This window comes from Bradyrhizobium sp. Arg816, from assembly GCF_029989365.1.
Classification (GTDB): domain Bacteria; phylum Pseudomonadota; class Alphaproteobacteria; order Rhizobiales; family Xanthobacteraceae; genus Bradyrhizobium.
Genome location: NZ_JAPRAQ010000006.1, coordinates 118,904 through 143,764, shown reverse-complemented (window position 1 = coordinate 143,764; position 24,861 = coordinate 118,904). Strand labels below are relative to the sequence as shown.

The following is a 24,861-nucleotide window of genomic DNA, read 5'->3' as shown; positions in this document are numbered from 1 at the left end:
CAAAGCGCTGCGCATACCGCGGTGCAACGTCGTGAAATTTTCCCGGTACGCGCCGGGACGGGGACGGCTGCATGGCATGAGGTTGCCGTCCAGATTGCGCCGCCGCTCCATGACACGAGGCCCGCATGCGCCGTATCAGCTTGATCCTCTCTGCTTTCCTCCTCGTCGGCCTCCTGGCGGCCTCTTCGCCGGCCGGCGCCGGGGACGCCATCGGCGTTGCCATGGACGATTTCAGCTACACCGATACGTCGGCCGAGCCGGCCAACCAGACCGCCGCCCATGAGCGGCGGCTGTCGGCGTTCATGGCCGCGCTCAGGCGGGATATCAGTGCGGACGGCCGCTACCGGCCGGTGCCGTCTGCCCAGGATGGCGCGGCATTCAAGGTCATCGGCGGCATCCAGAAAACGAGCACGCTGGTGCAATGGGCCAAGGTCGCCGTCATCGACGTCGGCGCCAAGAAGCTCGTGATGGACAAGCTCTACACCTTCCGCGGCGACAATGATGAATCATGGGAACGTGCCGAGATTTTCGTGTCTCGCGAGGTCATGGCCGCGCTCGCCACGCCTGCGCCGGTCGCGCTGGCCGTGTTCGATTTCGAACTTGAGGACAACACCGCGGCACCGACCGCCGGCCTCGCGGCCGCAGATGCATCCTATCTGGCCGAGGTTACCGGTAGCGTGCGCGAGGCTCTCGGCCAATCCGGCCGCTACCGCCTCGTTGACGTTGGCAGCGCAAGCGGCGAGGTGGTGAAGGCGCGAGGCTTGCGCGACTGCGATGGCTGCGAGGCGGCGATCGCGCAGACGCTCGGCGCGGATCAGTCGCTGATCGGCGTGGTGCGGCGGGTCAGCCGCACCGAATACACGCTCGGCTTCCAGGTCCGCGATGCCAGGACCGGTGCGGTGCTGTCGCGTGGCGACAGCGGCCTGCGCATGGGCGCGGACTATTCGTGGAAACGGGGCGCGGTCCGGCTGGTCAGCGATAAGCTGATCGGGAGCCAGTAACCGCGATACCCGCCCTAGAACGTCAGCTGCACCTTCATCGATTGCGAGCGGTCGCTGGCGAGTTCGAACGCGGCGACCGCGTTCTCGAACGGCATGGTGGCCGTGATCAGCGGTTTCACGTCGATCAGCCCTTCGCCCATCAGCCGCACCGCGAGCTCGAATTCGGGGTCGAAGCGGAAGGTGCCGCGGAGCTGCAATTCCTTGGCGACGATGGAGTTGATCGGCAGCGTCATCTCGCCGCCGAGACCGAGCTGCACCAGCGTCGCGCCCGGCCGAAGCACGTCGAGCGCCGTGCGGAGCGCGGCCTGGTTGCCCGAGGCCTCGAACAGGGTGTCGAACACGCCCTTGCCGGCGCGCCAGGGATCGAGCGCTGCGGCATCGGTCGCGACATTGATGGCGTGGGTGGCGCCGAGCTTCTTTGCGACCGCGAGCGGCGCGTCGGCGACATCGGTCACCACGATCTCGGACGCGCCGCCGAAGCGCGAGACCAAGATCATCAGCGCACCGATCGGCCCGCAACCCGTGATCAGCACGCGCTTGCCGAGGAGGGGCCCGGCCTGCTTGCCGGCATGCAGGCACACCGCGAGCGGTTCGGCCACCGCGGCTTCCGCCAGCGACAGCTTGTCCGCGATCGGCACGGCCTGGGTGGCATCGACTGTGATGAACTCGCGAAAGCCGCCCTGGACATGGGGGAAGCGCATCGCGCTGCCGAGGAAGCGCATGTCGAGGCACTGGTTGCGCATGCCTTCCTGGCAATGCAGGCAGTGGCCGCACGGTCTGCTCGGATTGACGGCGACGCGCGTGCCCGGCTTCACATTGGTGACGCCGTCACCGACGGCCGCGACCACGCCGGCGATCTCGTGGCCCAGCGCCATCGGCTGCTGGATGCGCACGACGCCGAAGCCGCCGTGATGGTAGTAGTGCAGATCGGAGCCGCAGATGCCGCCGTTCGCAATCTTGACGCGGACTTCGCCCGGGGCGGGGGCTGGATCGGGATAGCTATCGATCCGCAGGTCCTTCGGGGCGTGGATGACGACGGCGCGCATGGTCTCGTTCCCTTAGCGTTCGCGATTACATCGCGGCGATCATGCCGCCATCGACATAGATGATCTGGCCGTTGACATAGGTCGAAGCATCCGAAGCGAGGAAGATCGCAGCACCGACCAGCTCGTCCGGCTTGCCCCAGCGTTTTGAGGGGATGCGGCCCATCAGCCAATTGTTGAAGTCGGTGTTGTTGACCAGCGCCTCGTTCATGTCGGTCAGCATGTAGCCCGGGCCGATCGCATTGGCCTGGATGCCGTGCTGGGCCCACTCCACCGCCATCGAGCGGGTGAGGTTCTTGATGCCGCCCTTGGCCGCGGTGTAGGGCGCGATGGTGGGGCGTGCGAGCTCGCTGCCGAGCGAGCCGATATTGATGATCTTGCCGTGCTTGCGCGGGATCATGCGCTTGCCGGCCTCGCGGCCGATCACGAAGGCGCTGGTGAGGTCGGTCTCGATCACCTTGCGCCACTCGTCGGTGGTGAACTCCACCAGCGGCTTGCGGTGCTGGATGCCGGCATTGTTGACGAGAATGTCGACGGCAATGCCCTTCTGGTCGAAGTCGTTGAACGCCGCGACGATCGCGGGCTCGTCGGTGACGTTGAACGCAGCGCCCTCGGCCTGATGACCGGCAGCGCGAAACTCGCCGACTGCCTGTTCGACACGCTTGGGATCGACACCGTTGATGATGATCCTGGCGCCGGCCTTGGCCATGCCCTCGGCAATGGCGCGGCCCAGGCCGCGGGAGGAGCCGGTTACGAGTGCGGTGCGGCCGGAAAGGTCGAAGAGGGCGGTGCTCATCTCAAGAAATCCTCAGACGTTGGAGCGACGCACGGTCAGATCGGAGCGGTCGAATACGGCGGGCAGAAGGTCGACGCCGAGGCCGGGTCCTTCCATCGGATAGACAAAACCGTCCTTGATCGTCGGCATCGTGGTGACGAGTTCATTGTACCAGCCCTTGTAGAAGGCGCGCACCGATTCCTGGATCAGCGTGTTGGGCTGGCTGAACGACATGTGGATGGCGGCGATGAAGCCGATCGGGCCGATGCAGTCATGCGGCGCAAACGGGCGGTGATAGGTCTCGGCCATCGCCGCGATCTTGCGACCCTCGGTCAGGCCGCCGGTCCAGCACAGATCCGCCATCACCACATGCATGGCGTCGCGGTCGAGCATGTCCTTGTAGGGGAAGCGCGAGCCCAGCGTCTCGCTGGCGCAGACCCAGACATCGGTCGAGCGGGCATATTCGGCCAGCGCCTGTGGCGAGTTCATCCGGATCGGGTCTTCGTACCAGGTCGGCTTGTAGGGCTCGAGCGCGCGCGCGATCTGCTTGGCGGTCGGCAGGTTCCAGAGCGAGTGGAGCTCGACCATGATCTCCATCTTGTCGCCGACGGCCTTGCGGATCTTCTCGAACGGTTCGATCGCCCGCTTCATCTGGGCTGCGGTGATGTAGAGGCCCTTGTTCTCCTGGGCCGCCGGATCGAACGGCCAGATCTTCATCGCGGAGATGCCGCTCTCCAGCAGGCTTTCGGCCAGCGCGTCGGCGTGGTGCATGAAGCCGTCGAGGTCTTCGTAGGGGCCTTCGGAGGCGCCGAGATTCCAGTTGGCGACCGGGCTGATATTGGTCGAGCGGACATATTGCGTGCCGGCGCAGGTGTTGTAGATGCGCTGCTTGTCGCGGCAGAGGCCACCGAGCATCTGGTGCACAGGCTGATTGCAGACCTTGCCGAACAGATCCCATAGCGCGATGTCGATTGCGGAAGCTGCGCGATACTCGACGCCGGTCGAGGATTGCGCCATCGGCAGGTTCAGCATGTCGCGATGGATCGCCTCGATGTGCAGCGGATTGCGGCCGAGCAGGCGGCCGGCAAAGGTGTCGTGGATCTGCGCTTCGACCGCGCCCGCGCCATAGAAGGTTTCGCCGAGACCGATCATGCCCGTGTCGGTGTGAACGCGCACCCAGATGACGTTGGAAAATTCCTCGGTGCGCAGCGTCTCGATCGACGTGATCTTCACGGCAACAATCCTCCCATCACAGGCGCCTCGCGCCTGACGTCTCATTTCGCACTGCAACATGTTGCAGGTCGCGCGAACGTCTTACGCCTGCTTGTAATATATCACAACATGTTTTAAGGGTCCCACAACTAAGGCGCCACCCAGCAATGAGAGCGCGGCTGACAGGAGGACGACATGGCACGGCGCAAGCGCGCGCTCGAGGTGGTGAGAAACGAGGACGACGGCGAGGGCAAGCCTTCCCGGCGCAACCGGCTCAACTTCTTCGAGCTGGCTTACCAGAGGATCGAAGAGCTGCTCGTCCACTGCGAGCTCAAGCCCGGACAATTCATGACGATGCTGGAATTGCAGCACATCACCGGCTTCGGGCGCACGCCGGTGCATCACGCCGTCAATCGTCTCTCCGCCGACACGCTCATCATCATCCGTCCGCGCCACGGCCTGCACATCGCGCCGATCGACCTTGCGCGCGAGCGGATGCTGCTGGCCTTGCGCCGCGACATGGAGCGCTTTGTCGTGCGGCTCGCGGCCGATCGCGCCAGCCTGTCGCATCGCAATCAGGCGCTGCACATCGAGCGTCTGCTGCGCGAGCGCCGCGCCACCCTGACCCTCGACGAATTCAACAGCATCGATCGCCGCATCGACGCGCTGGTGCTGGAAGCCGCCGGCGAGCCCTTCCTGGTGCACACGCTGCGGCCGTTGCACACGCTGTACCGCCGCATCGGCTACATCCACCATCGCTTCATGCCGGGACAGGCCGAGCTGTCGGGCACGATCGATCGCCACCTCGCCATTCTCGTTGCGGTCGCCGGCCGCCATGTCGAGGACGCCGTGAAGGCGAGCGATGCGTTGATCAACTACATGGACCACATGTTCACGGGCATGGAGGCGGGGATCGATCCGCGCCTGCTCGATTGCAGCATCGAGCCGCTGCTCGGCACGTAAGAGAGTTTTGAAGAGAGGACCAAAGATGTTAACGACGGCGATGCCACAACCGACCGCGAGCGAAGCCGCGGTCCGCTACCTCATCACGAACTACAGTCCCAAGGGCAACAAGGTCGGCTGGCTGATGATGGCCTCGATCCTGGTCGAAGCCTGGGATCTCTATTCGATCGCCTTCGTGCTGATCTTCATCAAGGAGCAGTACAATCCCGATCCGCTGATGCTGGGTCTCGCTGCAGCCGGCACGCAGGGGGGCGCCCTGATCGGCGCGCTGCTCGGCGGCTGGCTCTCCGACAAGATCGGCCGCCGCGTCATGTTCCTGGTGACGATGGTGCTGTTCATCGTGCTCGCGCTGGCGCAGGCTTTCGTACCTAATGTCACCTGGCTCATCGTGATCCGCTTCCTGCTCGGCATTCCGCTCGGCTCGGATATCTCGACCGGCTACACCTACATCATGGAATCCATGGCCAAGGGTGAGCGCGAGGTCATGGGCAATCGCTGGCAATTCATGTTCGCCGTCGGTGAAGTTCTCACCATCGGCGTCATCGTGATCTTCCTGCTGATCGACATGCAGCACGAGATGCTGTGGCGGGTGACGCTCGGCCTCGGCGCGGTGCCGGCGCTGATCATCCTGATCATGCGTCACGACGTGCCGGAGACGGCGGTGTGGCTGGTGCAGAAGGGGCGTTACCGCGAGGCCAAGAAGGTCGCGCGCGAGATGTTCAACGACAATCTCGACATGCTTCCCGACCAGGACGTGCAGGTGCCGAAGGTCAGCACGCGAGCCTTCATCGCCGACCTCAGGAAGGACCCGATCCGCTGGCGCGCCACGATCTATGGCTGGATCGCCTGTTTCGCCCAAGGCAGCGAGTTCTCGACCTTCGCATTCTATCTGCCGGTGCTGTTCGTGATGGTTGGCGTGTCGAGCGTGCTCGGCATCAATCTGGTGACGATGGCGCTGTTTTCCTTCGCGGCTCTGTCTGGCTGGGTCGGTCCGCTGCTGACGCCGAAGATCGGCCACCGCGGCATCTCGATCGCCGGTTTCAGCATCGTGCTGGCATCGCTGCTGGTCGCGGCCTTCGCGCTCTACACCGACAACAAGATCCTGCTGCCGTTCGCGGCGGCCGCCATGTTGTGGGGCCATTATTGGGACGCGTCGAACTGCATGACGATCCCGACCATGGTTGCGAAGCCCAAGTATCGCGGCACGGCCAGCGGCTTCGCCTACATGTTCGTGAAGCTGCCGTCGTTCCTGGCGATCTTCCTGTTCCCGACGGTGTTCGCGGCGATCGGCCAGGCGAATGCCACGCTGATGGTCGCGATCTTCCCGCTGATCGGATTGCTCGCCGCAATCTTCATCCTGCCGGAAGTCTACGGCTACGAGAACGACTGATCCCGCAAGCTACCTGATCGCGGCAGCCAAGGCCGCGATCAGGGCCGGCGGCGTCACCAGCAGGCCGAGCTTGAGGAAGGGCCAGGCGCCGACCTCGATTTTCTCGCGGCGGAGCGCAACCAGCCACAGGATGGTCGCGAGCGAACCGGTGATCGAGAAGTTCGGTCCCAGGTCGACGCCGATCAGGATGGCGCTGACGACCGAGGTGGGCAGGTGATCGGCGGCCACGATCGACCCGGCGACGAGGCCGACCGGCAGGTTATTGGCAATATTGGTGGCGACGGCGGTGGCGATCCCAACGCTCCAGCCGGCCCCGGGTACGGACTGCGCGACGGCCTCGTGCAGAAGTGCGCTGAGATGGCCGATCACGCCAGTCTTCACCAGTGCTTCCACCATCACGAAAAGCCCGCCGACCAGCGGCAGCACGCTCCAGGACACGTGCTTCAGCACCGGCATGGGCGACTGACGGCTGAGCAGCAGGACGAGGCCGGTCGTCACGGCGCCGCAGATGAAGGTCGGCAGGCCAAGCTGCTTGTCGAGCGCGGAGGCCGTGATCAGCACGACGCCGATCGCGACAATGCCGATCGCGGTCAGCTTGCCGCCGCGGCTGAGCACCTTGTGCGGCACGCGGCGCTCGATGGTCTCCGCCTTCAGCGCGCGATGCTGGGTGAGGCGCAGCACGACATAGGTCAGTACGATCGAGGCGAGCGAGGGCAGGGCGAACTGACGCAGCCATTCGGTCAGATGCGGCATGCGCGAGCCGAACACCACGAGATTGGCCGGGTTCGAGATCGGCAGCACGAAGCTCGCAGCGTTGGCGATGAAGGCGCAGACGAAGAGATAGGGCAGCGGCTTGGCGCCGGCCGCGCGCGTCGCGGCGTAGACGGCGGGCGTCAGCACGATCGCGGTGGCGTCGTTGGAGAGCAGCACGGTGACGACCGTGCCGACGAGATAGATCAGCAGAAACAGCCGCTGCGGCGAGCCGGCTGCATATTCGACCGCAAGGGCGGCAAGATAGTCGAACAGGCCTTCGAGCCGGGCGAGCTCGGCGATCAGCATCATGCCGATCAGGAAGAGATAGACGTCGACGCCTTTCTCGATGCCTGTGAGCGCATCCTGCCACGACAGGAGCCCGAGCAGCACCAGGGCGCCGGCGCCGATCACGGCCCAAATCGCCTCGGGCAGGCGAAAGGGCCGAAAGATGACGCCTGCGGTCGCGGCGACGATGATGCTCCAGGCCCAGATGGCGTCAGACGGCACGTTCAGTCCTTGAGGTTTGGTCGGTTCATTCGGCAGCGATAACCGATGCTGGAGCCGCTGTCTTCCCCTGTGCTTGCCGGGTCTCGGGCAAAGCGAGGAGGCAGACGATGGCACCGATCGCGGCGACCGCGCCGAGCGTGATGAACGCCGCGCTGTAGCCGGCGCCGACCACGACAAGGCCCGCAAGCGTCGTGGACAGCGCCGCGCCGATGCTCTGGGCGGTGATGACGGCGCCCTGCGCGACGTTGAAGCGGCCGGTGTTGCGCATGAGGTCGGCGACGATCACGGGGAAGATCGCGCCAAAGATGCCGGCGCCGACGCCGTCCAGAAGCTGCACGCCGACCAGCCAGAACGGATTGTCGGAGAGCGTATAGAGCGCGCCGCGAATGGGCAGGATCAACAATGCGGCGAGGAAGAAACGCTTGTGGCCCCAGCGATCGGCCTTCGCGCCGACCAGCATCGCGAACGGCACCATCACAATTTGCGCTGCGACGATGCAGGCCGACATCAGGCTGGTGCCCATGTTCTTGTCCTGCAGCGCGAGCTTCTGCCCGACCAGCGGCAGCATGGCCGCGTTGGACAGGTGAAACAGCACGACGCAGACCGCGAAGACGAGGAGGGGGCGGCAGGTCAGGAGCACCGCGAGACCTGAGGGCTGTTCCGGCAGGTCACCGATATCGGCTTCGTGCAGTCCGCGGGCGAGGTCATGGTCGATGGCGCGAGCGGGGATCGCGAGAATGCTCACGAGGCTTGCGACCGCCATGGCCGCGAGGAGGTAGAACACCACGGTCGGACCGAACCAATAGGCGGAAAGTCCCGCCAGCCCGGCGGCGACTGCATTGCCGGCGTGATTGAAGGTCTCGTTGCGGCCGATCCGCCGGGTGAAGGCGGCATGACCGAAGATGCCGAGCGAGATGGCGGCGATCGCGGGCGGAAAGATCACCGCGGCGGCCTGTGCGATGCCTTGCGAGACCGCGACCGGCAGGAAGGTGGGAAACAGCGGCAGCGACAGTGACGCCAGCGTCACCATGATGGCGGCGATGACCATCGCCAGCCGCTTCGCCCGCGTTGCATCGATCAGCGCGCCGGCCGGCGTCTGCGCCACGATGCCGGCAATGGTCGCAATCGACATCACGAGGCCGATGCGCGCCTCGTCCCAGTGCTGCTCGGTGAGGAGATAGACGGCAAGATAGGGCCCAAGCCCGTCGCGGACGTCGGCGAGGAAGAAGTTGGCCGCATCCAGCGCGCGGCCGGCGCGTCCCGTCTGGTCGGTGGGAAGATGGGAGGCTTGGCTCGACATCGGTCTCTCGATCGAGGCTAGGAAGCGACTGGCCAGAAACCGATCTCACGCCACCTTGGTTCCGCCCCTCAAAACTTCACAGCCAGCAGCACCGCGCCGGCGCCGATCATGGCGATGCCGAGCCAGCCCTGTCCAGTCGGACGCTCGCCGAGAAAGGCAAAGGCGAAAAGGGCCACCAGCACGACGCTGAGCTTGTCGATCGGTGCCACCAGCGTCGCGGGGCCAAGCTTCAGCGCACGGAAATAGCACAGCCAGGATGCGCCGGTCGCGAGCCCCGACAACACCAGGAACAGCCAAGTCTTCGACGAGACCGCCGACGGCACCGCGAATTGTCCGGTGAAGAACAGCAGCACCGAGAAAGCGAGCAGCACCACGATTGTGCGGATGAACGTCGCCAGATCCGGATTGATGTTCTCGACGCCGACCTTGGCGAAGATCGCAGTCAGCGCCGCAAAGCAGGCCGAGAGCAGCGCCCAGGTTTGCCAGGCGGAGAGGAGGGCGGGTTTCATGTCATCGATATCCGTTGCTTGGGGACGGAGCGCTTAGCGCCGTCATTGCGAGGAGCGTAGCGACGAAGCAATCCAGACTGTCTCTGCGGAAAAATTCTGGATTGCTTCGCTACGCTCGCAATGACGGAGTGCGTAGCAGCCGCTCGTGAACGTCGCACTCACCTGGCCACCGACAGCTTCTCCGTGATCGCCTTGCGCAATATCCGCGACAGCGATTCCACCGAATATGGCTTCTGGATCAGCTCGAACCCGCGATGGGCGTTCTCGGCGAGGACGTTGCTGTAGCCGCTGGTGAGCACGACGGGCAGGCCCGGATAGCGCTCGCGGATGACGCCGGCGAGTTCGACGCCGTTCATGCCGGGCATGATGACGTCGGAGAAGACGAGGTCGACGGCGAATTCGTTCTCGCCGAGAATGGCGAGCGCCGCATTGGCGTTGGCGACCCGGCGGACGACATAGCCGAGGTCTTCCAGCAGCTCGGTCGAGAACTGGCCGACGTCGTCATTGTCCTCGACCACGAGCACGCGATAGCCGCGCCCGGTGGTGGCGCCTTCGCTGGTCAGCGCCGCAGAGTCCTTTTCCGCGGCAGGGCTGTGCGCCTGCGGCAGGTAGATGGTGAAGGTCGCGCCTTCGCCGTGCGTGCTCGTCACCGCGATGTCGCCCTCCGACTGCTTCGCGAAGCCGAAGGCCTGGCTGAGGCCGAGGCCGGTGCCCTTGCCGACCTCCTTGGTGGTGAAGAACGGCTCGAAGATGGCGTCGATGTTTTCAGGCGCGATGCCGCTGCCGGTGTCCGCGACCGAGATCGCGACATAGTCGCCGCCGCGCGCCGACTGCGCCCGCAGGCTCGGGATGCCCGCGACCTTGCGCACGGCGATGGTGAGGCGGCCTTCGCCCTCCATGGCGTCGCGGGCGTTGATGGCGAGGTTGATCAGCGCGGTCTCGAACTGCGCGACGTCGGCCACCGTGAAGCAGTCGGCATCGTTGACCTCGACGCCGATCTCGATGCGGCCGCCGACCAGCGGCCGGACCAGTTGCGCCACGCCCTCGACCTGGCTGCCGACGTTGAAGATCTGCGGCTTCAGCGGCTGCCTGCGCGCAAAGGCCAAAAGCTGCGCGGTGAGCTTGGAGGCGCGCTCCACGGTGTCGGAGATGGCGTCGACATAGCGGCGGCGGCGTTCTTCCGGCAGCTCGCGGCGGCGCAAGAAGTCGGTCGCGGAGCGGATGATGGTGAGGAGGTTGTTGAAGTCGTGGGCGACGCCGCCGGTAAGCTGGCCGATCGCCTCCATCTTCTGCGACTGCCGCAGCGCTTCCTCGCCGCGGCGGCGCTCGGTGATGTCGACGGCCTCGGGCACCGCACCGGTGATGTTGCCGTGGCGGTCGCGCACGGGACGCATGCCGAAGTCGAAATCGCGCTCCCCGATGGGCAAGCGCAGGCGCATCTCCAGCCGTACCGCTTCGCCTCTGAGCACGGTGTCGAAGGCCTTGCGCACGGTTGCGCTCATGCCGTGGGTGCCGGTGAACCAGGGCGTGTCCCAGAACGGCTTGCCGATCACGTCCGCGGCGCTCGCCCCGATGCCGTCGAGCGCGGTCTTGTTGGCATAGAGCAATTCGCCCTCGAGGTTGACCAGGCCCTGATACTGGTTGCTGGTCTCCAGGATGGCGCGCAGCCGCGCCTCGTTGGATTCGAGCTGGGCGGTGCGCTCCACGATACGCTCTTCCAGCGTTTCGTTGAGTTGCCGCAGCTCGATCTCGGCCTGCTTGGCGACGGTGATGTCGTGGGCGACGCCGATGAAGCCGATATGCTTGCCGGTCGGGTCCCAGCGCGGCTGCGATTCCGAGCGCAGCCAGCGCCATTCGCCGGATGCGTCCCTGTATCGCGCCTCCAGCACGAACGGTTTCAGCGACGCTTCGCCCTGGACCGATTGCTGCAGCACATGCGGCAGGTCGTCGGGATGCAGCACCTTGCGCCAGTCGAAGGCGATGGCCTGATCGTAGGGCAGGCCGACGAAGTCGACATAGGCCTGGTTGGCGAAGGAGCGCGTGCGGTCGAGCTTCGTGACCCAGATCGGCACCGGCGCGCTGTCGGCGATCAGCCGGAAACGCTCCTCGCTCTCGCGCAGCGTCTCGCGCGCGAGCGCCTGGGCGGTGACGTCGATATGGGCGCCGACGAGGCGAATGGCGCGGCCGTCGCTGTTGCGCTCGATCTTGGCGACAACGCGGATCCAGCGGGTCTCGCCGTCGTTGGGGCGGATGATGCGGTATTCGGCGGTGTAGTCTTCGTTCGTCCCGGCCAGCGCATCGAGGAAGTGCTCGACCGCGGCGTCGCGATCCTCGGGATGGATGCGGTTGACCCAATCCTGATGCGACTCGTCGGCGGCATCCGCCGGCAGCCCGTGGAGCATCAGATACTCCGGCGAGCGGCGGTTCTTGAAGCCTTCGCGTAAGTCGACCTCGAGGCCGCCGACCTTGCCGATGCGCTGGATACGCGCCAGCTCTGCCTCGCGCTCCTGGAGCGCGTGATAGGCGTTGTCGCGCTCGCGCGCGATCTCTTCGAGGTGCTGGCGCAGCCTTTCGGAGGCGGTGATATCGGGCAAGGGGTCGTTCAAGGTGTCGGCCGTTGTGATGCAAGAGCGCACGTGCCGGGCCGATATTCACACAGACAAAGCGTGATAGCCATTGCTCAAAAGGGAATATGGACGGAAAGGCGCCACCGATCGCAGGGGCGGGTATGAACGAACGCCGGGTCTGGCTATTTGTTCCCGAATGTTGGAACGATGAGCCCCCGTGCGCGTATTTGCGAGGCGCCGCAACTCTTAATCATAAAACTCCCTTCCCGAAGAGGCTAAATCTTGAAGCTCTTTGTCTGCCAGGACTGCGGCAACGTCCTCTATTTCGAGAACCGCGCCTGCGAACGCTGCGGCCACCGCGTCGCGTTCCTGCCGGAGAAGGAGACGATGTCGGCGATCGAGCCCGACGGCGAGGCCTGGATGACGCTCGCCGACAAGGGCAAGGGGCGGATGCTCTGCCGCAATGCCGAGTACGATGCGTGCAACTGGCTGACGGATGCGGGCGATACCACCGGCTATTGCCGCGCCTGCCGCCACAACGGCATCGTGCCCGATCTGTCCGATCCGGTTCAGCTTGCCGGCTGGCGCGAGTTGGAGGTGGCGAAACACCGGCTGTTCTATTCCCTGATCCGCTGGAAGCTGCCGCTCCAGACGCGGCAGGAAAATCCCGAACATGGGCTGATCTTCAATTTCCTCGCCGACGATCCGAACAGCGGGCAGACGATCATGACCGGCCATGACAACGGCCTGATCACGATCGCGCTGACCGAGACCGACGAGATCGAGCGCGAGCGGCGCAGGCTCGAGATGGGCGAGCCCTACCGCACGCTGCTCGGGCATTTCCGCCACGAGGTCGGCCACTACTTCTGGGACGTGCTGGTGCGCGAGGGCGGCAGGCTGGAGCAATGCCGCGCCGTGTTCGGCGACGATTCCGCCGATTACGGCCAGGCCTTGCAGCTCCATTATGCCGAAGGCGCGCCGCCGGACTGGCAGCAGACCTACGTCTCGGCCTATGCCACCATGCATCCCTGGGAGGATTTCGCCGAGACCTGGGCGCACTATCTCCACATCGTCGATACCCTGGAGATGGCCTCCGAGTTCGGCATGGAGGTGCGGCCCAGGGTCGATCGCGACGGGGAGTTGACGGCACGCATCCGTTTCAACCCCTATGAGACGAGGGACGTCGAGGCACTCGTCAATGCATGGCTGCCCTTCACCTTCGCCATCAACAGCGTCAACCGCGCCATGGGGCTGCGCGACCTCTATCCCTTCATCCTGTCGCCGGCGGTGGTCGGCAAGTTGGGCTTCATTCACGGCTTGGTCCGGGACGTGGCCAAGGCCGCGAAGCCGTAAGTCCGCGCATGGGCTCACCAGGCCCATTTCGGTCTTGCGCTGGTACGCCAGAGGGCGCGGATTTAGACCGTTGCCTCCGGCCCATTTTAATGTACCACGGGGGCCACACGGCCCGTCCCCCACAGGCCCCAACGGCCAGGGAAGGGTCCCGCCCAAGGTCGAGACTCAAGAAAAGCATGTTCAAACGCATTCTGATCGCCAATCGCGGCGAAATCGCCTGCCGGGTCATCAAGACCGCTCGCCGCATGGGAATTCAGACGGTTGCGGTCTATTCCGAGGCCGACCGCGATGCCCTCCATGTCGAGATGGCCGACGAGGCCGTGCTGATCGGCCCGCCCGCGGCCGCCGAGAGCTATCTGGTGATCGAGAAGATCGTGGAGGCCTGCCGCAAGACGGGCGCCGAGGCCGTGCATCCCGGCTACGGCTTCCTGTCCGAGCGCGAGGCGTTTCCGCGCGCGCTTGAGGCCGCCGGCATCGTCTTCATCGGCCCGAACCCGGGCGCGATCGCGGCGATGGGCGACAAGATCGAATCCAAGAAGGCCGCCGCGAAGGCCAACGTCTCGACCGTGCCGGGCTATCTCGGCGTCATCGAGGACGACAAGCATGCGGTGAGGATCGCCGACGAGATCGGCTATCCCGTGATGATCAAGGCCTCCGCCGGTGGCGGCGGCAAGGGCATGCGCATCGCGCATTCGAAGAGCGAGGTCGCCGAGGGCTTCAACCTTGCCAAGGCCGAGGCGAAAGCCTCGTTCGGCGACGACCGCGTCTTCGTCGAAAAGTTCATCGTCGATCCCCGCCACATCGAGATCCAGGTGCTGGGCGACAAGCACGGCAACGTCATCTATCTCGGCGAGCGCGAATGCTCGATCCAGCGCCGCAACCAGAAGGTCATCGAGGAGGCGCCGTCGCCGCTGCTCGATGAGGCCACCCGCCGCAAGATGGGCGAGCAGGCCGTCGCACTCGCCAAGGCGGTGAATTACGACTCCGCCGGCACCGTCGAATTCGTCGCGGGGCAGGACAAGAGCTTTTTCTTCCTGGAGATGAACACGCGCCTCCAGGTCGAGCATCCCGTCACCGAGCTCGTCACCGGCATCGACCTCGTCGAGCAGATGCTCCGCGTCGCCGCGGGCGAGAAGCTCGCGATCAGCCAGAAGGACGTGACGCTCACCGGCTGGGCGGTGGAATCCCGCCTCTACGCCGAGGATCCGTTTCGTAACTTCCTGCCCTCGATCGGACGCCTCGTGAAGTATCGCCCGCCGGCCGAAGCGAGCCAGGACGGCATCACCGTGCGCAACGACACCGGCGTGCAGGAGGGCGGCGAGATCTCGATCCATTACGATCCGATGATCGCCAAGCTCGTCACGCATGCGCCGTCGCGCGCGGCCGCGATCGAAGCGCAGGCCACCGCGCTGGATTCGTTCTATGTCGAGGGTATCAGGCACAACATCCCGTTCCTGTCGGCGCTGATGCACCATCCGCGCTGGCGCGAGGGACGGCTCTCGACCGGTTTCATCGCCGAGGAATTCCCCAAGGGCTTTGCCGTGCGCGTGCCCGAAGGCGAGGTCGCGCGGCGGATCGCCGCGGTCGGCGCCGCCATCGACCACGTGCTCGGCGAGCGCAAACGGCAGATCTCGGGCCAGATGGGCGGCCGCATCGTGCAGCGCGAGCGTCGCCGCGCGGTCTGGCTCGACCGCCAGGAGATTCTGCTCGAGGTCGGACGCGAGGGCGATGCGATCACGATCCGCTTCGTCGATGCCGAAGGCAAGGCCGGCAACGCGCATCTGCTGCAGTCGCCATGGAAGCCGGGCGATCCGGTCTGGCAGGGCACCATCGACGGCCATTTCGTCGCGGTGCAGGCGCGCCCGATCGCCAACGGCATCCGCCTTGCGCATCAGGGCGTCGAGGTGCCGGTCTATGTCTGGACCGAGGCGGAAGCAGCCTCGGCGCGGCTGATGCCGGTGACCACGGCCTCAGACTCCGGCAAGAAGCTGCTTTGCCCGATGCCGGGCCTCGTGGTCTCGATCGCGGTGACCGAAGGGCAGGAGATCAAGGCCGGCGAGACGCTCGCGGTGGTCGAAGCCATGAAGATGCAGAACGTGCTCCGCGCCGAGCAGGACGGCACGGTGAAGAAGATCCACGCCAGCGCGGGCGCGACGCTCGCGGTGGACGCGCTGATTCTGGAGTTTGCGTAAGGTCTGGGTGACGCATTTCTGGATTGCTTCCGCCTTCGCCAAGGCTTCGGCGGACAAGTCGCTGCGCTCGCAATGACGGAGTATGTTGCGGCTGCGTCGCAACAGTTGAGAGGGCACCATGGCCTTTCGTTCCCGCCGCGAAAAACTGCGTTCGATCCTGAACGGCTCGGCCTGCGTTCATCCCGGCTCGGTCTATGACGCGATCTCCATCCGCATCGCCGCGGATCTCGGCTTTCCGCTCGGCATGTTCGGCGGCTCGGTGGCCTCGCTCGCGGTGCTCGGCGACCCCGATGTCACGCTGATCACGCTCACCGAGCTGGCCGAGCAGATGCGGCGGATGTCGCGCGCGGCGACGCTGCCGGTGCTGGTCGATGCCGATCACGGCTATGGCAATGCGCTCAACGTGCGCCGCACGGTGCAGGAGCTGGAGACCGCGGGCGCCGCCGGCCTCACCATCGAGGACACGCTGTTGCCGGCCGCCTTTGGCGAGGCCAAGACGCAGCTGATCTCGCTGGAAGAAGGCGTCGGCAAGATGAAGGCGGCGCTGGACGGCCGCAGCGATCCCTCGCTCGTCATCATGGGCCGCACTGGAGCTGCCTCGGTCACCTCGATCGAGGATGCGATCCGCCGCGCCAGGGCCTATGAGGCGACCGGCGTCGACGCGCTGTTCTTCACCGGCATCAAGTCGCGCGCCGAGCTCGAGGCCATCGTATCAGCTACCCATCTGCCGATCGTGCTCGGCGGTGCGCCGGACGAACTGAACGCGATCGACTATCTCGCCGGCCAGCGCGTCCGCATCGCGCTTCAGGGCCACGCGCCGATCGCGGCTGCCACGCAGGCCGTCTACGAGACGCAGAAAGCGTTGCGCGAGGGCACGCTGCCGAAGAACCTCAAAGGCCTGCCATCGCCGGACCTGACCAACCGCGTCATGCGCGAGGCCGACGTCAAGGCGCGCAGCGCCGATCTTCTCGGGCTGAAAAAGTGAGCCAGGCGATCCTCCAAGTCATGATCCGCGGCCGCGTCCAGGGCGTCGGCTATCGGGCCTGGGTCGAGTTTCAAGCCACCACGTGCGGGCTGGAAGGCTGGGTCCGCAACCGCCGCGACGGCAGCGTGGAGGCGCTGTTCGCAGGAACACCGAAGCATGTCGCCGACATGGTCGCGCTATGCCGCCACGGCCCGCCGTCCTCGCGCGTGGACAGCGTCACCAGCGAGACGGCAAGTGTCGATGAACTGAATCTGCGCAAGGCAGGGGAGAAGTTCTCGGTTCTGCCGACTGTGTAGGTGCGCTCTCCGAAGAGGTCGTCATGCCCGGGCTTGTCCCGGGCATCCACGTTCTTTGTGCCGCGCGTGCTATCACCGCGGCAGCTTCGAGATCGCCTCGCTCAGCTCGTGGATCTCGTAGGGCTTGCGCAGGATCGGGAAGTCGCCGCGGACATCGGCGGCGGCTTCGCTATAGCCGGTGGCGAGCAGGATCGGCAGGCCAGGGTGGATCTGGCGCAGATGATGGGCGAGACCGAGCCCATCCATCTTGCCGGGCATCACGATGTCGGTGAACACGAAGTCGACGCCGTTCTTCTCGAGCTCGCGCAAGGCGGACTCGGCGTCGGCAACCCGGTGCACGCGATAGCCGAGCTGCTCCAACAAGCCGATGCTGACGATCGCGACATCGGGATTGTCCTCGACCAGCAGCACGGTGCCGTTGCCGGGAACCGGTACCGCTTCAGGGATCTCGATCGGTGCGGTCGCGGTTTCGCGCGGCAGCAGGATGGTGAAGGTCGTGCCCTTGCCGAGCTCGCTTGCGACCTTGACCGTGCCGCCCGCCTGATGGGCGAAGCCGTGCACCTGCGACAGGCCGAGGCCGGTGCCTTTTCCGACGGGTTTGGTCGTGAAGAACGGCTCAAAGATCTTGTCGACGACGTCGGAGGGGATGCCAAGCCCGGTATCGGCGACGGTGATGGCGACGAACTCGCCGCTGTGGAGCGGATCATCCAGGACGACGTTGCGTGCGCCGACCGTCACCGTACCGCCGTCGGGCATGGCATAGCGAGCGTTGATGACGAGATTGAGCAGCCCCGTCTCGAGCTCGGAGACATCAGCCTTGACCGACCAGACCTCGCGGTCGATGTCGAAGGCGAGACGAACGGCGCTCCCGACGCCGGCGTGAAGCACTTCGCGGATCGCCTCGATGCGGTCGCCGAGGCGGATCGCCTGGGGATTGACGCTCTGCCGTCGCGCGAAGGTCAGGAGCTGGCCGGTCAGTGCGGCGCCGCGCTTGGTTGCGGTCTCGATCGCGGACATCGCGCGCTGAATCTTGGCCTCGTCCTCATCGCGCTTCTTGAGGATGTGAAGGCTGCCGCTGATGATCATCAGGAGGTTGTTGAAGTCGTGCGCGACGCCGCCGGTGAGCTGTCCGAGCGCATCGAACTTCTGCGACTCGGCAAGTTGCCTCTGCATCGCTTCGAGCTTGAGCTGCGAATTGCGCCGCTCGGTGATGTCGCGGGTGATCTTGGCGAAGCCGACCAGGTTGCCGTGCTCGTAGATCGGATCGATGATGACGCTCGCCCAGAAGAACGTGCCATCCTTGCGGACGCGCCAGCCTTCCTCCTCGTAGCGGCCGTGGTCCCGCGCGATGCCGAGGGCGCGCGCGGGCTTGCCGTTGGCGCGGTCGGTCTCGGTGTAGAAGCGCGAGAAATGCTGGCCGAGGATCTCTCCGGGCGAATAGCCCTTGATCCGCTCGCCGCCGATGTTCCAGCTCGTGATGATCCCGGTGGGATCGAGCATGTAGAGCGCGTAGTCCGCGACTCCTTCCACCAACAGCCGAAAACTGCGCTCGCTTTCGAACAAGTCTCTCTGTTGACTGGACTTTGTCGTCATTCTCAACCCGCCTGGAACCGGGGCAAACGCCCGGAAGGGCGTTTGGTTCCCGTTCTCTGGGCCGCTTTTTAGGCAAATACGACGGACGGTATACAGGACGCAAGCCGCGGAGCGCGCTCTTGACAATCAGTCGCGTTCGTCAGATATTTCTGTTATGACAGAAATAACCGGAAAGAAGAAACTGCCCGCCGCCGTCGAGCGCTTCATCCTGCATTGGGGCGACATGGGGGACGGGTGGGGCGTCAACCGCTCGGTCAGCCAGATCCACGGGCTGCTCTATCTCGCCGAGGCGCCGATGACGGCCGAGGACATCGCCGACACGCTCGGCATGGCGCGCTCCAATGTCTCGAACTCGCTGAAGGAGCTGCTCGCCTGGAACCTGATCCGGCGGGTGCCGATCCTCGGCGACCGCCGCGACCATTACGAGGCCGAGACCGACATCTGGGAGGTCGCCGCGAGAATCGCGGCGCGGCGCAAGGAGCGGGAGCTCGATCCGGCGATCACGGCGCTCCGGGCCTGCGTGTCCGATGCCGCCGACGATCCCACCATCAATCCGGTCGCAGCCAAACGGCTGAAGGAGATGCTCGCCTTCACCGAGCTCGCCGACCACTGGTTCATGCAGATGCTGAAGGTGCCGCGGCCGCGGCTGGTCGCCTTGATGCGGCTTGGCGAGAAGATCGCCAACCTGCTGCCGCTGGGCAAGGCCAAATAGCGTTGAGGAGGGTGCGATGACGTCCGCTCGATTATCAGACTCCAGCGCATCTCCCTCCGCTCACGTCAAACTGCTCGACGACCGCCGCTTCCGCGGGTTGCTGTCGGACGAGGATTGGGGCCGGTTGCCGCTCGCGACCTGGCGGCGCTTTTCAAAACGCGTCGCTGACGGCGACAGCGTCGTCTATGTCGGCGTGGTCGACGAGGTCAGCTTCAGCGACATCGGCTAGTGGTTCGCGCTGGCCGCCCGCCTGATCGGCGGACCGCTGCCGACCGGCCGCGACACCGGTGTCCCTATGATCGTGACCGTCACCGAGCACGGTGCGACCGGCGGCCAGACCTGGACCCGCATCTGCGCGCGCAAGCGCGGCTTTCCGCAAGTGATCCATTCCGCCAAGCGTTTTGCCGGCCCGACCGGACTCGAAGAGTATGTTGGCTTCGGCGTCTCGATGGCGCTCCGCATCGCGGTCGAGGGACAGGCCCTGACCTTCCGCAGTGCCGGCTACGGACTCCAGCTCGGACGCTTGTGGATCCCGCTGCCGCAATGGCTCACGCCCGGCGATCTCACGGTGACCCATAGCGATCTCGGCGAAGGCGCGTTTCGTTTCACCCTCGATGTCACTCACCCGCGTTACGGCGCTCTGATCCACCAGTCCGCCGTCTTCAGGGAGGCCGTATCATGACGCCGCTGTTGTGGACCCTCATCGCCATCCAGATCGTGATGGGCGTGTTCGACACCTTCTATCACCACGAATTCACCGAGCGCCTGGCCTGGCGCCCGTCGCAGCGCTTCGAATTGAAGCTGCACGGTATCCGCAACATGCTCTATGCGCTGCTGTTCGTTGTGCTCGGCTGGCTCGAAGTCCATGGCGTGCTGGCACTGCTGATCGTGGCAGTCCTGGTCGCCGAGATCGTGATCACGCTGATGGATTTCGTCGAGGAGGATCTGAGCCGGAAGCTGCCACCGAGCGAGCGGATCAATCACACACTGCTGGCGATCAATTACGGCGCCATCCTGGTGCTGCTGTTGCCGGTGCTGATCGATTGGGGGATGCAACCGTTTGGCGTGACCGTCGTGCATCAAGGCCTGCTCAGCATTGCGGCGACCGCCTGCGCCGTCGGAGCGGCGCTCTGCGGCGTCAGGGATTTTGCGGCGATGCGCCGGCTCGGCCGCATGCGAAGCGTCCCCGCGCAGGGGCTCGTCGAAAAGCTGCCCGGTCGCAAGACCGTGCTGATCACTGGCGCGACCGGCTTCATCGGCAGCCGCCTTGCGACGAGCCTCAGCGGGGCAGGGCATCACGTCATCGCGCTGATCCGCAACCCCGCGAAGGCCGAGATGCTGCCGCCGCCGGTCACGCTGATCACGAGCCTCGATCAGCTCGCCGCGGACACGCCAATCGACGCAATCGTCAATCTCGCCGGCGAGCCGATCGGCAACGGCCTCTGGACCGAGGCGAAGCGCGCGAAGATTCTCGGCTCGCGGATCGACATGACCGGCGAGGTCGTAAAACTGATCGCGCGGCTCGAGCGCAAGCCGGAGGTGCTCGTCAGCGGCTCCGCGATCGGCTGGTACGGCCTCTGGGCCGACCAGGTGCTGACGGAATCGGCCAAGTCTCATGCCTGCTTCAGCCACGAGCTCTGCGCGGCCTGGGAGACCGCGGCGCGGCCGGCCGAGGAGCTCGGTGTCCGCGTGGTCTATTTGCGCATCGGCCTCGTGCTTGGCACCGAAGGCGGCTTCATCACGCGCATGCTGACGCCGTTCGAGTTCGGCCTCGGCGGTCCGCTCGGCACCGGGCGGCAGTGGATGTCCTGGATCGAGCGCGACGATCTGATCCGGCTGATTGCCTATGTGATGGCGACGCCCGATCTCGCTGGGCCCGTCAACGCCACCGCGCCGATCCCGGTCACCAACGCAAAGTTCACCGAGGAGCTCGGCCGCCGCCTGCACCGGCCCGCGGTGTTCCGTATTCCCGGCGGCCTGTTGCGCCGGATCGGCGGCGGCTTTGCCGACGAGCTTCTGCTCGGCGGTCAGCGCGTGCTGCCGAACAAGGCGCTGAGCCGCGGTTTTGTCTTTCGGCACGAAACGCTGCGCAGCGCGTTCGAGGCGATTTTGTGAGGTGATGTCATGTCTTGCGATAGCTGCCCGCGTGTGGTGAACGGTTGGTTTCGGGGATGCTTGACGGCAGCGACGACATTGGCGGCATTGCCGGTCATCGCGATGATCCTGTCCCTGCCGTACCGGGGTCTTGAGGAGAACCTCGGCGGTATCATCACCTTGGTCTTGTTTGTCTTGCCGCTGATCTTGATCCTGGTCTGCCTGCTCAGTGGGATGCCGGCCGCACTCGTGATCTTGTTCGGGGAAGCGCTCCGCATTCGCTCTGTGTTGTTCTACGTTCCTGCCGGTGCGGCGATCGGTGCATTCATTTGGCGGATCACCGTTGGGGCCAACCATCCGTTGGGGCTGCTCTTTGTACTGGCCGGAGCTCTCGCGGGAATCGTCTATTGGTTTGCCGCGGGCAAGTATGCGGGCGAGGAAGGGCAGCCTAAGCGCTAGGCTGCCACGCTTCGGAACGTCGCCGCCACCGCACGCAGCGCCGCGAGCTTGGCGGGATCGCTGACCTTCGAATGCAGCATTACCTTCGAGCTGCCGAGCTTCGGCAGCTTGTGCACAGGCCCGATGTCGATCAGGCCTGCCGGCGCGATCCGGCGCGCGAGCGGTGCGATTGCGAGCCCGGCAAGCGCGGCCGCGACCACCGCCGTAACGCCGCCGCCGACAAAGCGTTCGCGCCAGGCGATGCCGGCCTTGTCGAGCGCGCGCACGGCGACGGCGCGGACGCCGCAGGGCGGGGCGAGGGTTGCGAGCGGCAGCGGCTCACCCTTCGGCAGAGTGAAGCGCCGTGACGCGAACCAGCCGAACTCGTCTTCGGCCAGCTTTTCGCCGCCGCGGCGGCTGCCTTCCTGGCGGACGATCACGGCATCGAGCTGACCTGCGTCGTAGGCGTCCTGCATCTCGCGCGAGAAGCCGATGGTGACGGCGAGGGTGAGGTTCGATGACATTGCGTGCAGGCGTTCGAGCAGCGGCACCAGCTCGGGGCCCGCGGCGTGATCGGAGATGCCAAGCGAGAGCGACTGTGCGGTCGGCGCCTCGCCTGAGAGTGCGCGGTCATGCGCTTCCATCAGTGCGCGGGCGCGATCGAGGAACGCGGCGCCGTCGGCGGTGAGCCGGACCGCCCGCGGCGAGCGCTCGACGAGGCGCTTTCCCAGCAATGTCTCCAGCCGCTGCAGCTTCAGGCTGACGGCGGCCTGCGTCGTGCCGAGCGCTTCGGCGGCACGCGTAAAACTCTGGAGGTCGGCGACCAGCAGGAAGGCCTTGATGGTGGCGATGTCGAGGGTTGCTGTCATTACGTATCATTATCACTGGTATCAGTAAGGATAAGATATCGAAATGACGGGGCAAGGTCTAGCTTCTCATCAACGCCGCGCAAACTCCGCGCAGCATCTTGAGGAGAACGACCATGCCCCTGATCACCGTGTCCTACACCACCTCCCGCCAGTCGCCGTCGCTGAAGGCCGATATCGCCAACGCCGTGTCCGAGCTGACCGCAAAAATCCTGCACAAGGATCCCAGGGTGACCGCCATTATCGTGAAATCGGTCGACGCAGGCGACTGGTTCGCCGGCGGCAAGTCGCTCGCCGAGCAGAAGCTTGCCAGCTACTGGATCGACGTCCATGTCAGCGAAGGCACCAACACCAAGGACGAGAAGGCGGCCTATCTCGCCGCGATGTTCAAGCGCATGGCCGAGATTTTGGGCCCGCTGCATCCCGAGACGTATCTGCACGTCGACGAGGTCAAGAGCGATGCCTACGGTTTTGGCGGCCTGACCCAGGAGCGGCGCTACATCGCCGGCAAGCTCGAAGTTTCGCTGCAGGCGGCGTGAGGTCGCAGGCCGCGGGTGAAGAAACTCACCCGCGGCCTGAGGCCATCAGCTCGCCGCGCGGAACTGGACTTCGGCATTGTTGATGAAGCACGTCTTGTCGAACAGCTTGAGGTCCAGCGGGTTCGGCAGCCTGATATCGTCGAGGTCCGGGCAGGGCTTCACCGACGGATCATAGGACCGGTCGATCTGCGAGATGAAGACGACGATCAGCCCGGCGTCGCGCGCGAAGGATTTCAGTGCGCGCACCTGAACAGCGAGATCAGGAGTTTCCCGCCTCTGGTCGAGCAGTTGCAGATAATCGATCACCACGACCGTGCCACGAGGCGCCGCGGCCATCTGCTTGACGACGTAGTCGGCGCTGATGGCGTCGGAGCAGTCGATCTCGAACATGTCAGCGAGTTGCGCGGGGTCCACGCCAATCGCCCGCAAGCGGTCGAAGACGTCTTTCTCGGTGTATTCGAGCGAGAAGAACGCAGCGCGATGGCCCGACCTCATGGCCTCCACGGCAAGTTCGAGGCTCATCAGGGTCTTGCCCTGACCGGGGCGCGCGCCCACCAGCACCAGATCACCCGGGCGGAATTGCGGGAACAGGCGATTGGCGGGCGTGAGTGCGGCGGCCTTTGCCGCGAGCATGCTCCAGGCGGAAAACCCTTCCGCCGCAGCGATGCGGTCAAGCGCGTCGTGGAGCGGAATGCCTTCCTCGCGCGACAGGCGCTTGGCTCGTCGCTTCAGATGATAGATCGGCGCAGAGAGTCTCATCGTCAAAACCTCCCATTGCGAGCAGAAAGCGCAATCCCTCCTTATGCCTGGCGCTCGAACAGTCGGTCCGATGATCTATTCGCCCGGCATGAGGTCTGCTTTCCCGGCGGAGGGGGGAGGCGTGGGCGGCACCTGACACAAGCATAGCCGATTCCACTACAAGCGGAGAATATGCGCCGGTCAGGCTCGAACAGGAAAAGTTAGACTGCCGCTTCCGCCACCAGCGCGCGGGTTGGTCCGAACAGCTCCTCGAACGCCTGGCGCAGCGCCACGTCGACATCGGCCATGGTCACGAGCTGGCCGAGATCGACCAGCGAGGTGACGCCGTAGCGGGGATCGGCGACGCCGCAGGGCACGATGCCGGCGAAATGGGACAGCTCCGGCTCGACATTGATGGCGATGCCGTGGAATGAGACCCAGCGCTTCAGCCGCACGCCGATCGCCGCGATCTTGTCCTCGTGCTCGGGCCCCTTGTCCGGGCGCTTCACCCAGACGCCGACCCGGTCCTCGCGCCGTTCGCCGCGGACATTGAAGGCGGCGAGCGTCCGCAGGATCAATTCCTCCAGGCTCGCGACATAGGCCCGGACGTCCGGCCGGCGCCGCTTGAGGTCGAGCATGACATAGGCCACCCGCTGGCCGGGCCCGTGATAGGTGAGCTGCCCGCCGCGCCCGGTGGCGAAGGTCGGGAAGCGGGGATCGAGCAGGTCGGTGTCCTTGCCCGAGGTGCCGGAGGTGTAGAGCGGGGGGTGCTCGAGCAGCCAGACCAGCTCGGGCGCCTCGCCGGCGGCGATCTGAGCGACTCGCGCCTCCATGGCGGCCACGGCTTCCGGATAGGGCACCGGCGCGTCCGAGATTCGCCACTCCACAGGCTCGCCGGTGGAGGCGGAAAACGACGTCAAATCGAGGTCTTGGCGGGGGTTTTGAGGCGAATTAACCATTGGCTAACCATAACGTGGTGATCATCTCAGGAGCAAATGCCAAGTCCTTTGGCTTAAGTCCCAAGTTGCGGCGGTC

22 protein-coding genes and 1 pseudogene are annotated in these 24,861 nt (G+C 65.4%); 12 read left to right on the top strand and 11 right to left on the bottom strand.

Annotation, left to right across the window (positions count from 1 at the left end; genetic code table 11):
- Nucleotides 1-125: 125 nt before the first annotated feature.
- On the top strand, nucleotides 126-1,001 hold the full coding sequence (locus OWC48_RS16860; RefSeq protein ID WP_282521001.1) for a DUF3280 domain-containing protein: 876 nt from the start codon (nucleotides 126-128) through the stop codon (nucleotides 999-1,001).
- 14 nt (nucleotides 1,002-1,015) lie between these two features.
- Here OWC48_RS16860 and OWC48_RS16855 read toward each other — a convergent pair whose 3' ends face one another.
- From OWC48_RS16855 to OWC48_RS16845, 3 genes are read right to left on the bottom strand one after another with little or no spacing between them, the layout of a single operon-like run.
- The gene (locus OWC48_RS16855) at nucleotides 1,016-2,047 is read right to left on the bottom strand and encodes an L-idonate 5-dehydrogenase (RefSeq protein WP_282521000.1); all 1,032 of its coding nucleotides are present in this window, start codon (nucleotides 2,045-2,047) and stop codon (nucleotides 1,016-1,018) included.
- A 25-nt stretch (nucleotides 2,048-2,072) separates the two neighbouring features.
- Complete coding sequence (locus OWC48_RS16850) at nucleotides 2,073-2,840, bottom strand: SDR family oxidoreductase (RefSeq protein WP_282520999.1); 768 nt, start codon at nucleotides 2,838-2,840, stop codon at nucleotides 2,073-2,075.
- 12 nt (nucleotides 2,841-2,852) lie between these two features.
- On the bottom strand, nucleotides 2,853-4,052 hold the full coding sequence (locus OWC48_RS16845; protein ID WP_282520998.1) for a mandelate racemase/muconate lactonizing enzyme family protein: 1,200 nt from the start codon (nucleotides 4,050-4,052) through the stop codon (nucleotides 2,853-2,855).
- Nucleotides 4,053-4,226: 174 nt separating this feature from the next.
- Between OWC48_RS16845 and OWC48_RS16840 the strand changes: the two genes are divergently transcribed.
- Both OWC48_RS16840 and OWC48_RS16835 read left to right on the top strand, forming a co-directional pair.
- Nucleotides 4,227-4,994, top strand: a complete 768-nt coding sequence (locus tag OWC48_RS16840; protein WP_282520997.1) for a GntR family transcriptional regulator — start codon at nucleotides 4,227-4,229, stop codon at nucleotides 4,992-4,994.
- Between the two features lie 25 nt (nucleotides 4,995-5,019).
- A complete protein-coding gene (locus OWC48_RS16835) occupies nucleotides 5,020-6,384 on the top strand; it encodes an MFS transporter (protein ID WP_282520996.1) in 1,365 nt (454 codons plus the stop codon).
- Between the two features lie 9 nt (nucleotides 6,385-6,393).
- Here OWC48_RS16835 and OWC48_RS16830 read toward each other — a convergent pair whose 3' ends face one another.
- The 4 genes from OWC48_RS16830 to OWC48_RS16815 all read right to left on the bottom strand — a co-directional run bounded on the left by OWC48_RS16830 (nucleotide 6,394) and on the right by OWC48_RS16815 (nucleotide 12,089).
- Nucleotides 6,394-7,644, bottom strand: coding sequence for an arsenic transporter (locus tag OWC48_RS16830; RefSeq protein WP_282520995.1), 1,251 nt, complete (start codon nucleotides 7,642-7,644; stop codon nucleotides 6,394-6,396).
- Nucleotides 7,645-7,669: 25 nt separating this feature from the next.
- Complete coding sequence (locus OWC48_RS16825; RefSeq protein WP_282520994.1) at nucleotides 7,670-8,944, bottom strand: MFS transporter; 1,275 nt, start codon at nucleotides 8,942-8,944, stop codon at nucleotides 7,670-7,672.
- Nucleotides 8,945-9,012: 68 nt separating this feature from the next.
- Entirely contained in the window at nucleotides 9,013-9,453 is a 441-nt protein-coding gene (locus OWC48_RS16820; RefSeq protein WP_166342232.1) for an EamA family transporter, read from the bottom strand.
- 158 nt (nucleotides 9,454-9,611) lie between these two features.
- A complete protein-coding gene (locus OWC48_RS16815) occupies nucleotides 9,612-12,089 on the bottom strand; it encodes a PAS domain S-box protein (protein WP_282520993.1) in 2,478 nt (825 codons plus the stop codon).
- A gap of 213 nt (nucleotides 12,090-12,302) precedes the next feature.
- On the opposite strand from OWC48_RS16815, the gene OWC48_RS16810 reads away from it, so the two are divergent.
- From OWC48_RS16810 to OWC48_RS16795, 4 genes are all read left to right on the top strand, one after another.
- A complete protein-coding gene (locus OWC48_RS16810; protein ID WP_282520992.1) occupies nucleotides 12,303-13,373 on the top strand; it encodes a putative zinc-binding metallopeptidase in 1,071 nt (356 codons plus the stop codon).
- 176 nt (nucleotides 13,374-13,549) lie between these two features.
- On the top strand, nucleotides 13,550-15,565 hold the full coding sequence (locus tag OWC48_RS16805; protein ID WP_282520991.1) for an acetyl/propionyl/methylcrotonyl-CoA carboxylase subunit alpha: 2,016 nt from the start codon (nucleotides 13,550-13,552) through the stop codon (nucleotides 15,563-15,565).
- Nucleotides 15,566-15,683: 118 nt separating this feature from the next.
- Nucleotides 15,684-16,550, top strand: a complete 867-nt coding sequence (locus tag OWC48_RS16800; protein WP_282520990.1) for an oxaloacetate decarboxylase — start codon at nucleotides 15,684-15,686, stop codon at nucleotides 16,548-16,550.
- Nucleotides 16,547-16,846, top strand: coding sequence for an acylphosphatase (locus OWC48_RS16795; RefSeq protein WP_282520989.1), 300 nt, complete (start codon nucleotides 16,547-16,549; stop codon nucleotides 16,844-16,846). The genes OWC48_RS16800 and OWC48_RS16795 overlap by 4 nt, the downstream gene beginning before the upstream one ends.
- Before the next feature lie 72 nt (nucleotides 16,847-16,918).
- Here OWC48_RS16795 and OWC48_RS16790 read toward each other — a convergent pair whose 3' ends face one another.
- Nucleotides 16,919-18,439 (bottom strand): PAS domain-containing sensor histidine kinase, encoded by a 1,521-nt coding sequence (locus tag OWC48_RS16790; RefSeq protein ID WP_282520988.1) that lies wholly within the window; start codon nucleotides 18,437-18,439, stop codon nucleotides 16,919-16,921.
- Nucleotides 18,440-18,593: 154 nt separating this feature from the next.
- Here OWC48_RS16790 and OWC48_RS16785 point away from each other — a divergent pair, with 154 nt between their 5' ends.
- The 4 genes and pseudogenes from OWC48_RS16785 (at nucleotide 18,594) to OWC48_RS16770 (ending at nucleotide 21,704) form a co-directional block, all read left to right on the top strand.
- A complete protein-coding gene (locus tag OWC48_RS16785) occupies nucleotides 18,594-19,151 on the top strand; it encodes a GbsR/MarR family transcriptional regulator (RefSeq protein WP_028153219.1) in 558 nt (185 codons plus the stop codon).
- A gap of 16 nt (nucleotides 19,152-19,167) precedes the next feature.
- Nucleotides 19,168-19,833: pseudogene (locus tag OWC48_RS16780) on the top strand (DUF4166 domain-containing protein).
- Nucleotides 19,830-21,266, top strand: a complete 1,437-nt coding sequence (locus tag OWC48_RS16775; protein WP_282520987.1) for a TIGR01777 family oxidoreductase — start codon at nucleotides 19,830-19,832, stop codon at nucleotides 21,264-21,266. Before OWC48_RS16780 ends, OWC48_RS16775 begins: the two are co-directional and overlap by 4 nt.
- 60 nt (nucleotides 21,267-21,326) lie before the next feature.
- The gene (locus OWC48_RS16770) at nucleotides 21,327-21,704 is read left to right on the top strand and encodes a hypothetical protein (RefSeq protein ID WP_282520986.1); all 378 of its coding nucleotides are present in this window, start codon (nucleotides 21,327-21,329) and stop codon (nucleotides 21,702-21,704) included.
- On the opposite strand, the gene OWC48_RS16765 is transcribed toward OWC48_RS16770, so the two are convergent.
- Complete coding sequence (locus tag OWC48_RS16765) at nucleotides 21,701-22,552, bottom strand: LysR family transcriptional regulator (protein WP_282520985.1); 852 nt, start codon at nucleotides 22,550-22,552, stop codon at nucleotides 21,701-21,703. The two genes, OWC48_RS16770 and OWC48_RS16765, sit on opposite strands and share 4 nt — an antisense overlap.
- 113 nt (nucleotides 22,553-22,665) lie before the next feature.
- Here OWC48_RS16765 and OWC48_RS16760 point away from each other — a divergent pair, with 113 nt between their 5' ends.
- Nucleotides 22,666-23,088, top strand: a complete 423-nt coding sequence (locus OWC48_RS16760) for a 4-oxalocrotonate tautomerase family protein (protein ID WP_282520984.1) — start codon at nucleotides 22,666-22,668, stop codon at nucleotides 23,086-23,088.
- A gap of 45 nt (nucleotides 23,089-23,133) precedes the next feature.
- Here the strand turns inward: OWC48_RS16760 and OWC48_RS16755 are convergent, their stop codons facing one another.
- Entirely contained in the window at nucleotides 23,134-23,847 is a 714-nt protein-coding gene (locus OWC48_RS16755) for a DNA helicase (RefSeq protein WP_282520983.1), read from the bottom strand.
- 200 nt (nucleotides 23,848-24,047) lie between these two features.
- Nucleotides 24,048-24,785: a lipoyl(octanoyl) transferase LipB gene (gene lipB, locus OWC48_RS16750; RefSeq protein WP_282520982.1), complete on the bottom strand. Its 738-nt coding sequence runs from the start codon at nucleotides 24,783-24,785 to the stop codon at nucleotides 24,048-24,050.
- Nucleotides 24,786-24,861 lie beyond the last annotated feature (76 nt).

Excerpts from the sequence above, each read along its gene's own strand:
- OWC48_RS16860 (WP_282521001.1), top strand. The coding sequence starts at position 126 with ATGCGCCGTATCAGCTTGATCCTCTCTGCTTTCCTCCTCGTCGGCCTC.
- OWC48_RS16855 (WP_282521000.1), bottom strand. The coding sequence starts at position 2,047 with ATGCGCGCCGTCGTCATCCACGCCCCGAAGGACCTGCGGATCGATAGC.
- OWC48_RS16850 (WP_282520999.1), bottom strand. The coding sequence starts at position 2,840 with ATGAGCACCGCCCTCTTCGACCTTTCCGGCCGCACCGCACTCGTAACC.
- OWC48_RS16840 (WP_282520997.1), top strand. The coding sequence starts at position 4,227 with ATGGCACGGCGCAAGCGCGCGCTCGAGGTGGTGAGAAACGAGGACGAC.
- OWC48_RS16835 (WP_282520996.1), top strand. The coding sequence starts at position 5,020 with ATGTTAACGACGGCGATGCCACAACCGACCGCGAGCGAAGCCGCGGTC.
- OWC48_RS16825 (WP_282520994.1), bottom strand. The coding sequence starts at position 8,944 with ATGTCGAGCCAAGCCTCCCATCTTCCCACCGACCAGACGGGACGCGCC.
- OWC48_RS16820 (WP_166342232.1), bottom strand. The coding sequence starts at position 9,453 with ATGAAACCCGCCCTCCTCTCCGCCTGGCAAACCTGGGCGCTGCTCTCG.
- OWC48_RS16805 (WP_282520991.1), top strand. The coding sequence starts at position 13,550 with ATGTTCAAACGCATTCTGATCGCCAATCGCGGCGAAATCGCCTGCCGG.
- OWC48_RS16800 (WP_282520990.1), top strand. The coding sequence starts at position 15,684 with ATGGCCTTTCGTTCCCGCCGCGAAAAACTGCGTTCGATCCTGAACGGC.
- OWC48_RS16790 (WP_282520988.1), bottom strand. The coding sequence starts at position 18,439 with ATGACGACAAAGTCCAGTCAACAGAGAGACTTGTTCGAAAGCGAGCGC.
- OWC48_RS16785 (WP_028153219.1), top strand. The coding sequence starts at position 18,594 with ATGACAGAAATAACCGGAAAGAAGAAACTGCCCGCCGCCGTCGAGCGC.
- OWC48_RS16775 (WP_282520987.1), top strand. The coding sequence starts at position 19,830 with ATGACGCCGCTGTTGTGGACCCTCATCGCCATCCAGATCGTGATGGGC.
- OWC48_RS16765 (WP_282520985.1), bottom strand. The coding sequence starts at position 22,552 with ATGACAGCAACCCTCGACATCGCCACCATCAAGGCCTTCCTGCTGGTC.
- OWC48_RS16760 (WP_282520984.1), top strand. The coding sequence starts at position 22,666 with ATGCCCCTGATCACCGTGTCCTACACCACCTCCCGCCAGTCGCCGTCG.
- OWC48_RS16755 (WP_282520983.1), bottom strand. The coding sequence starts at position 23,847 with ATGAGACTCTCTGCGCCGATCTATCATCTGAAGCGACGAGCCAAGCGC.
- lipB (WP_282520982.1), bottom strand. The coding sequence starts at position 24,785 with ATGGTTAATTCGCCTCAAAACCCCCGCCAAGACCTCGATTTGACGTCG.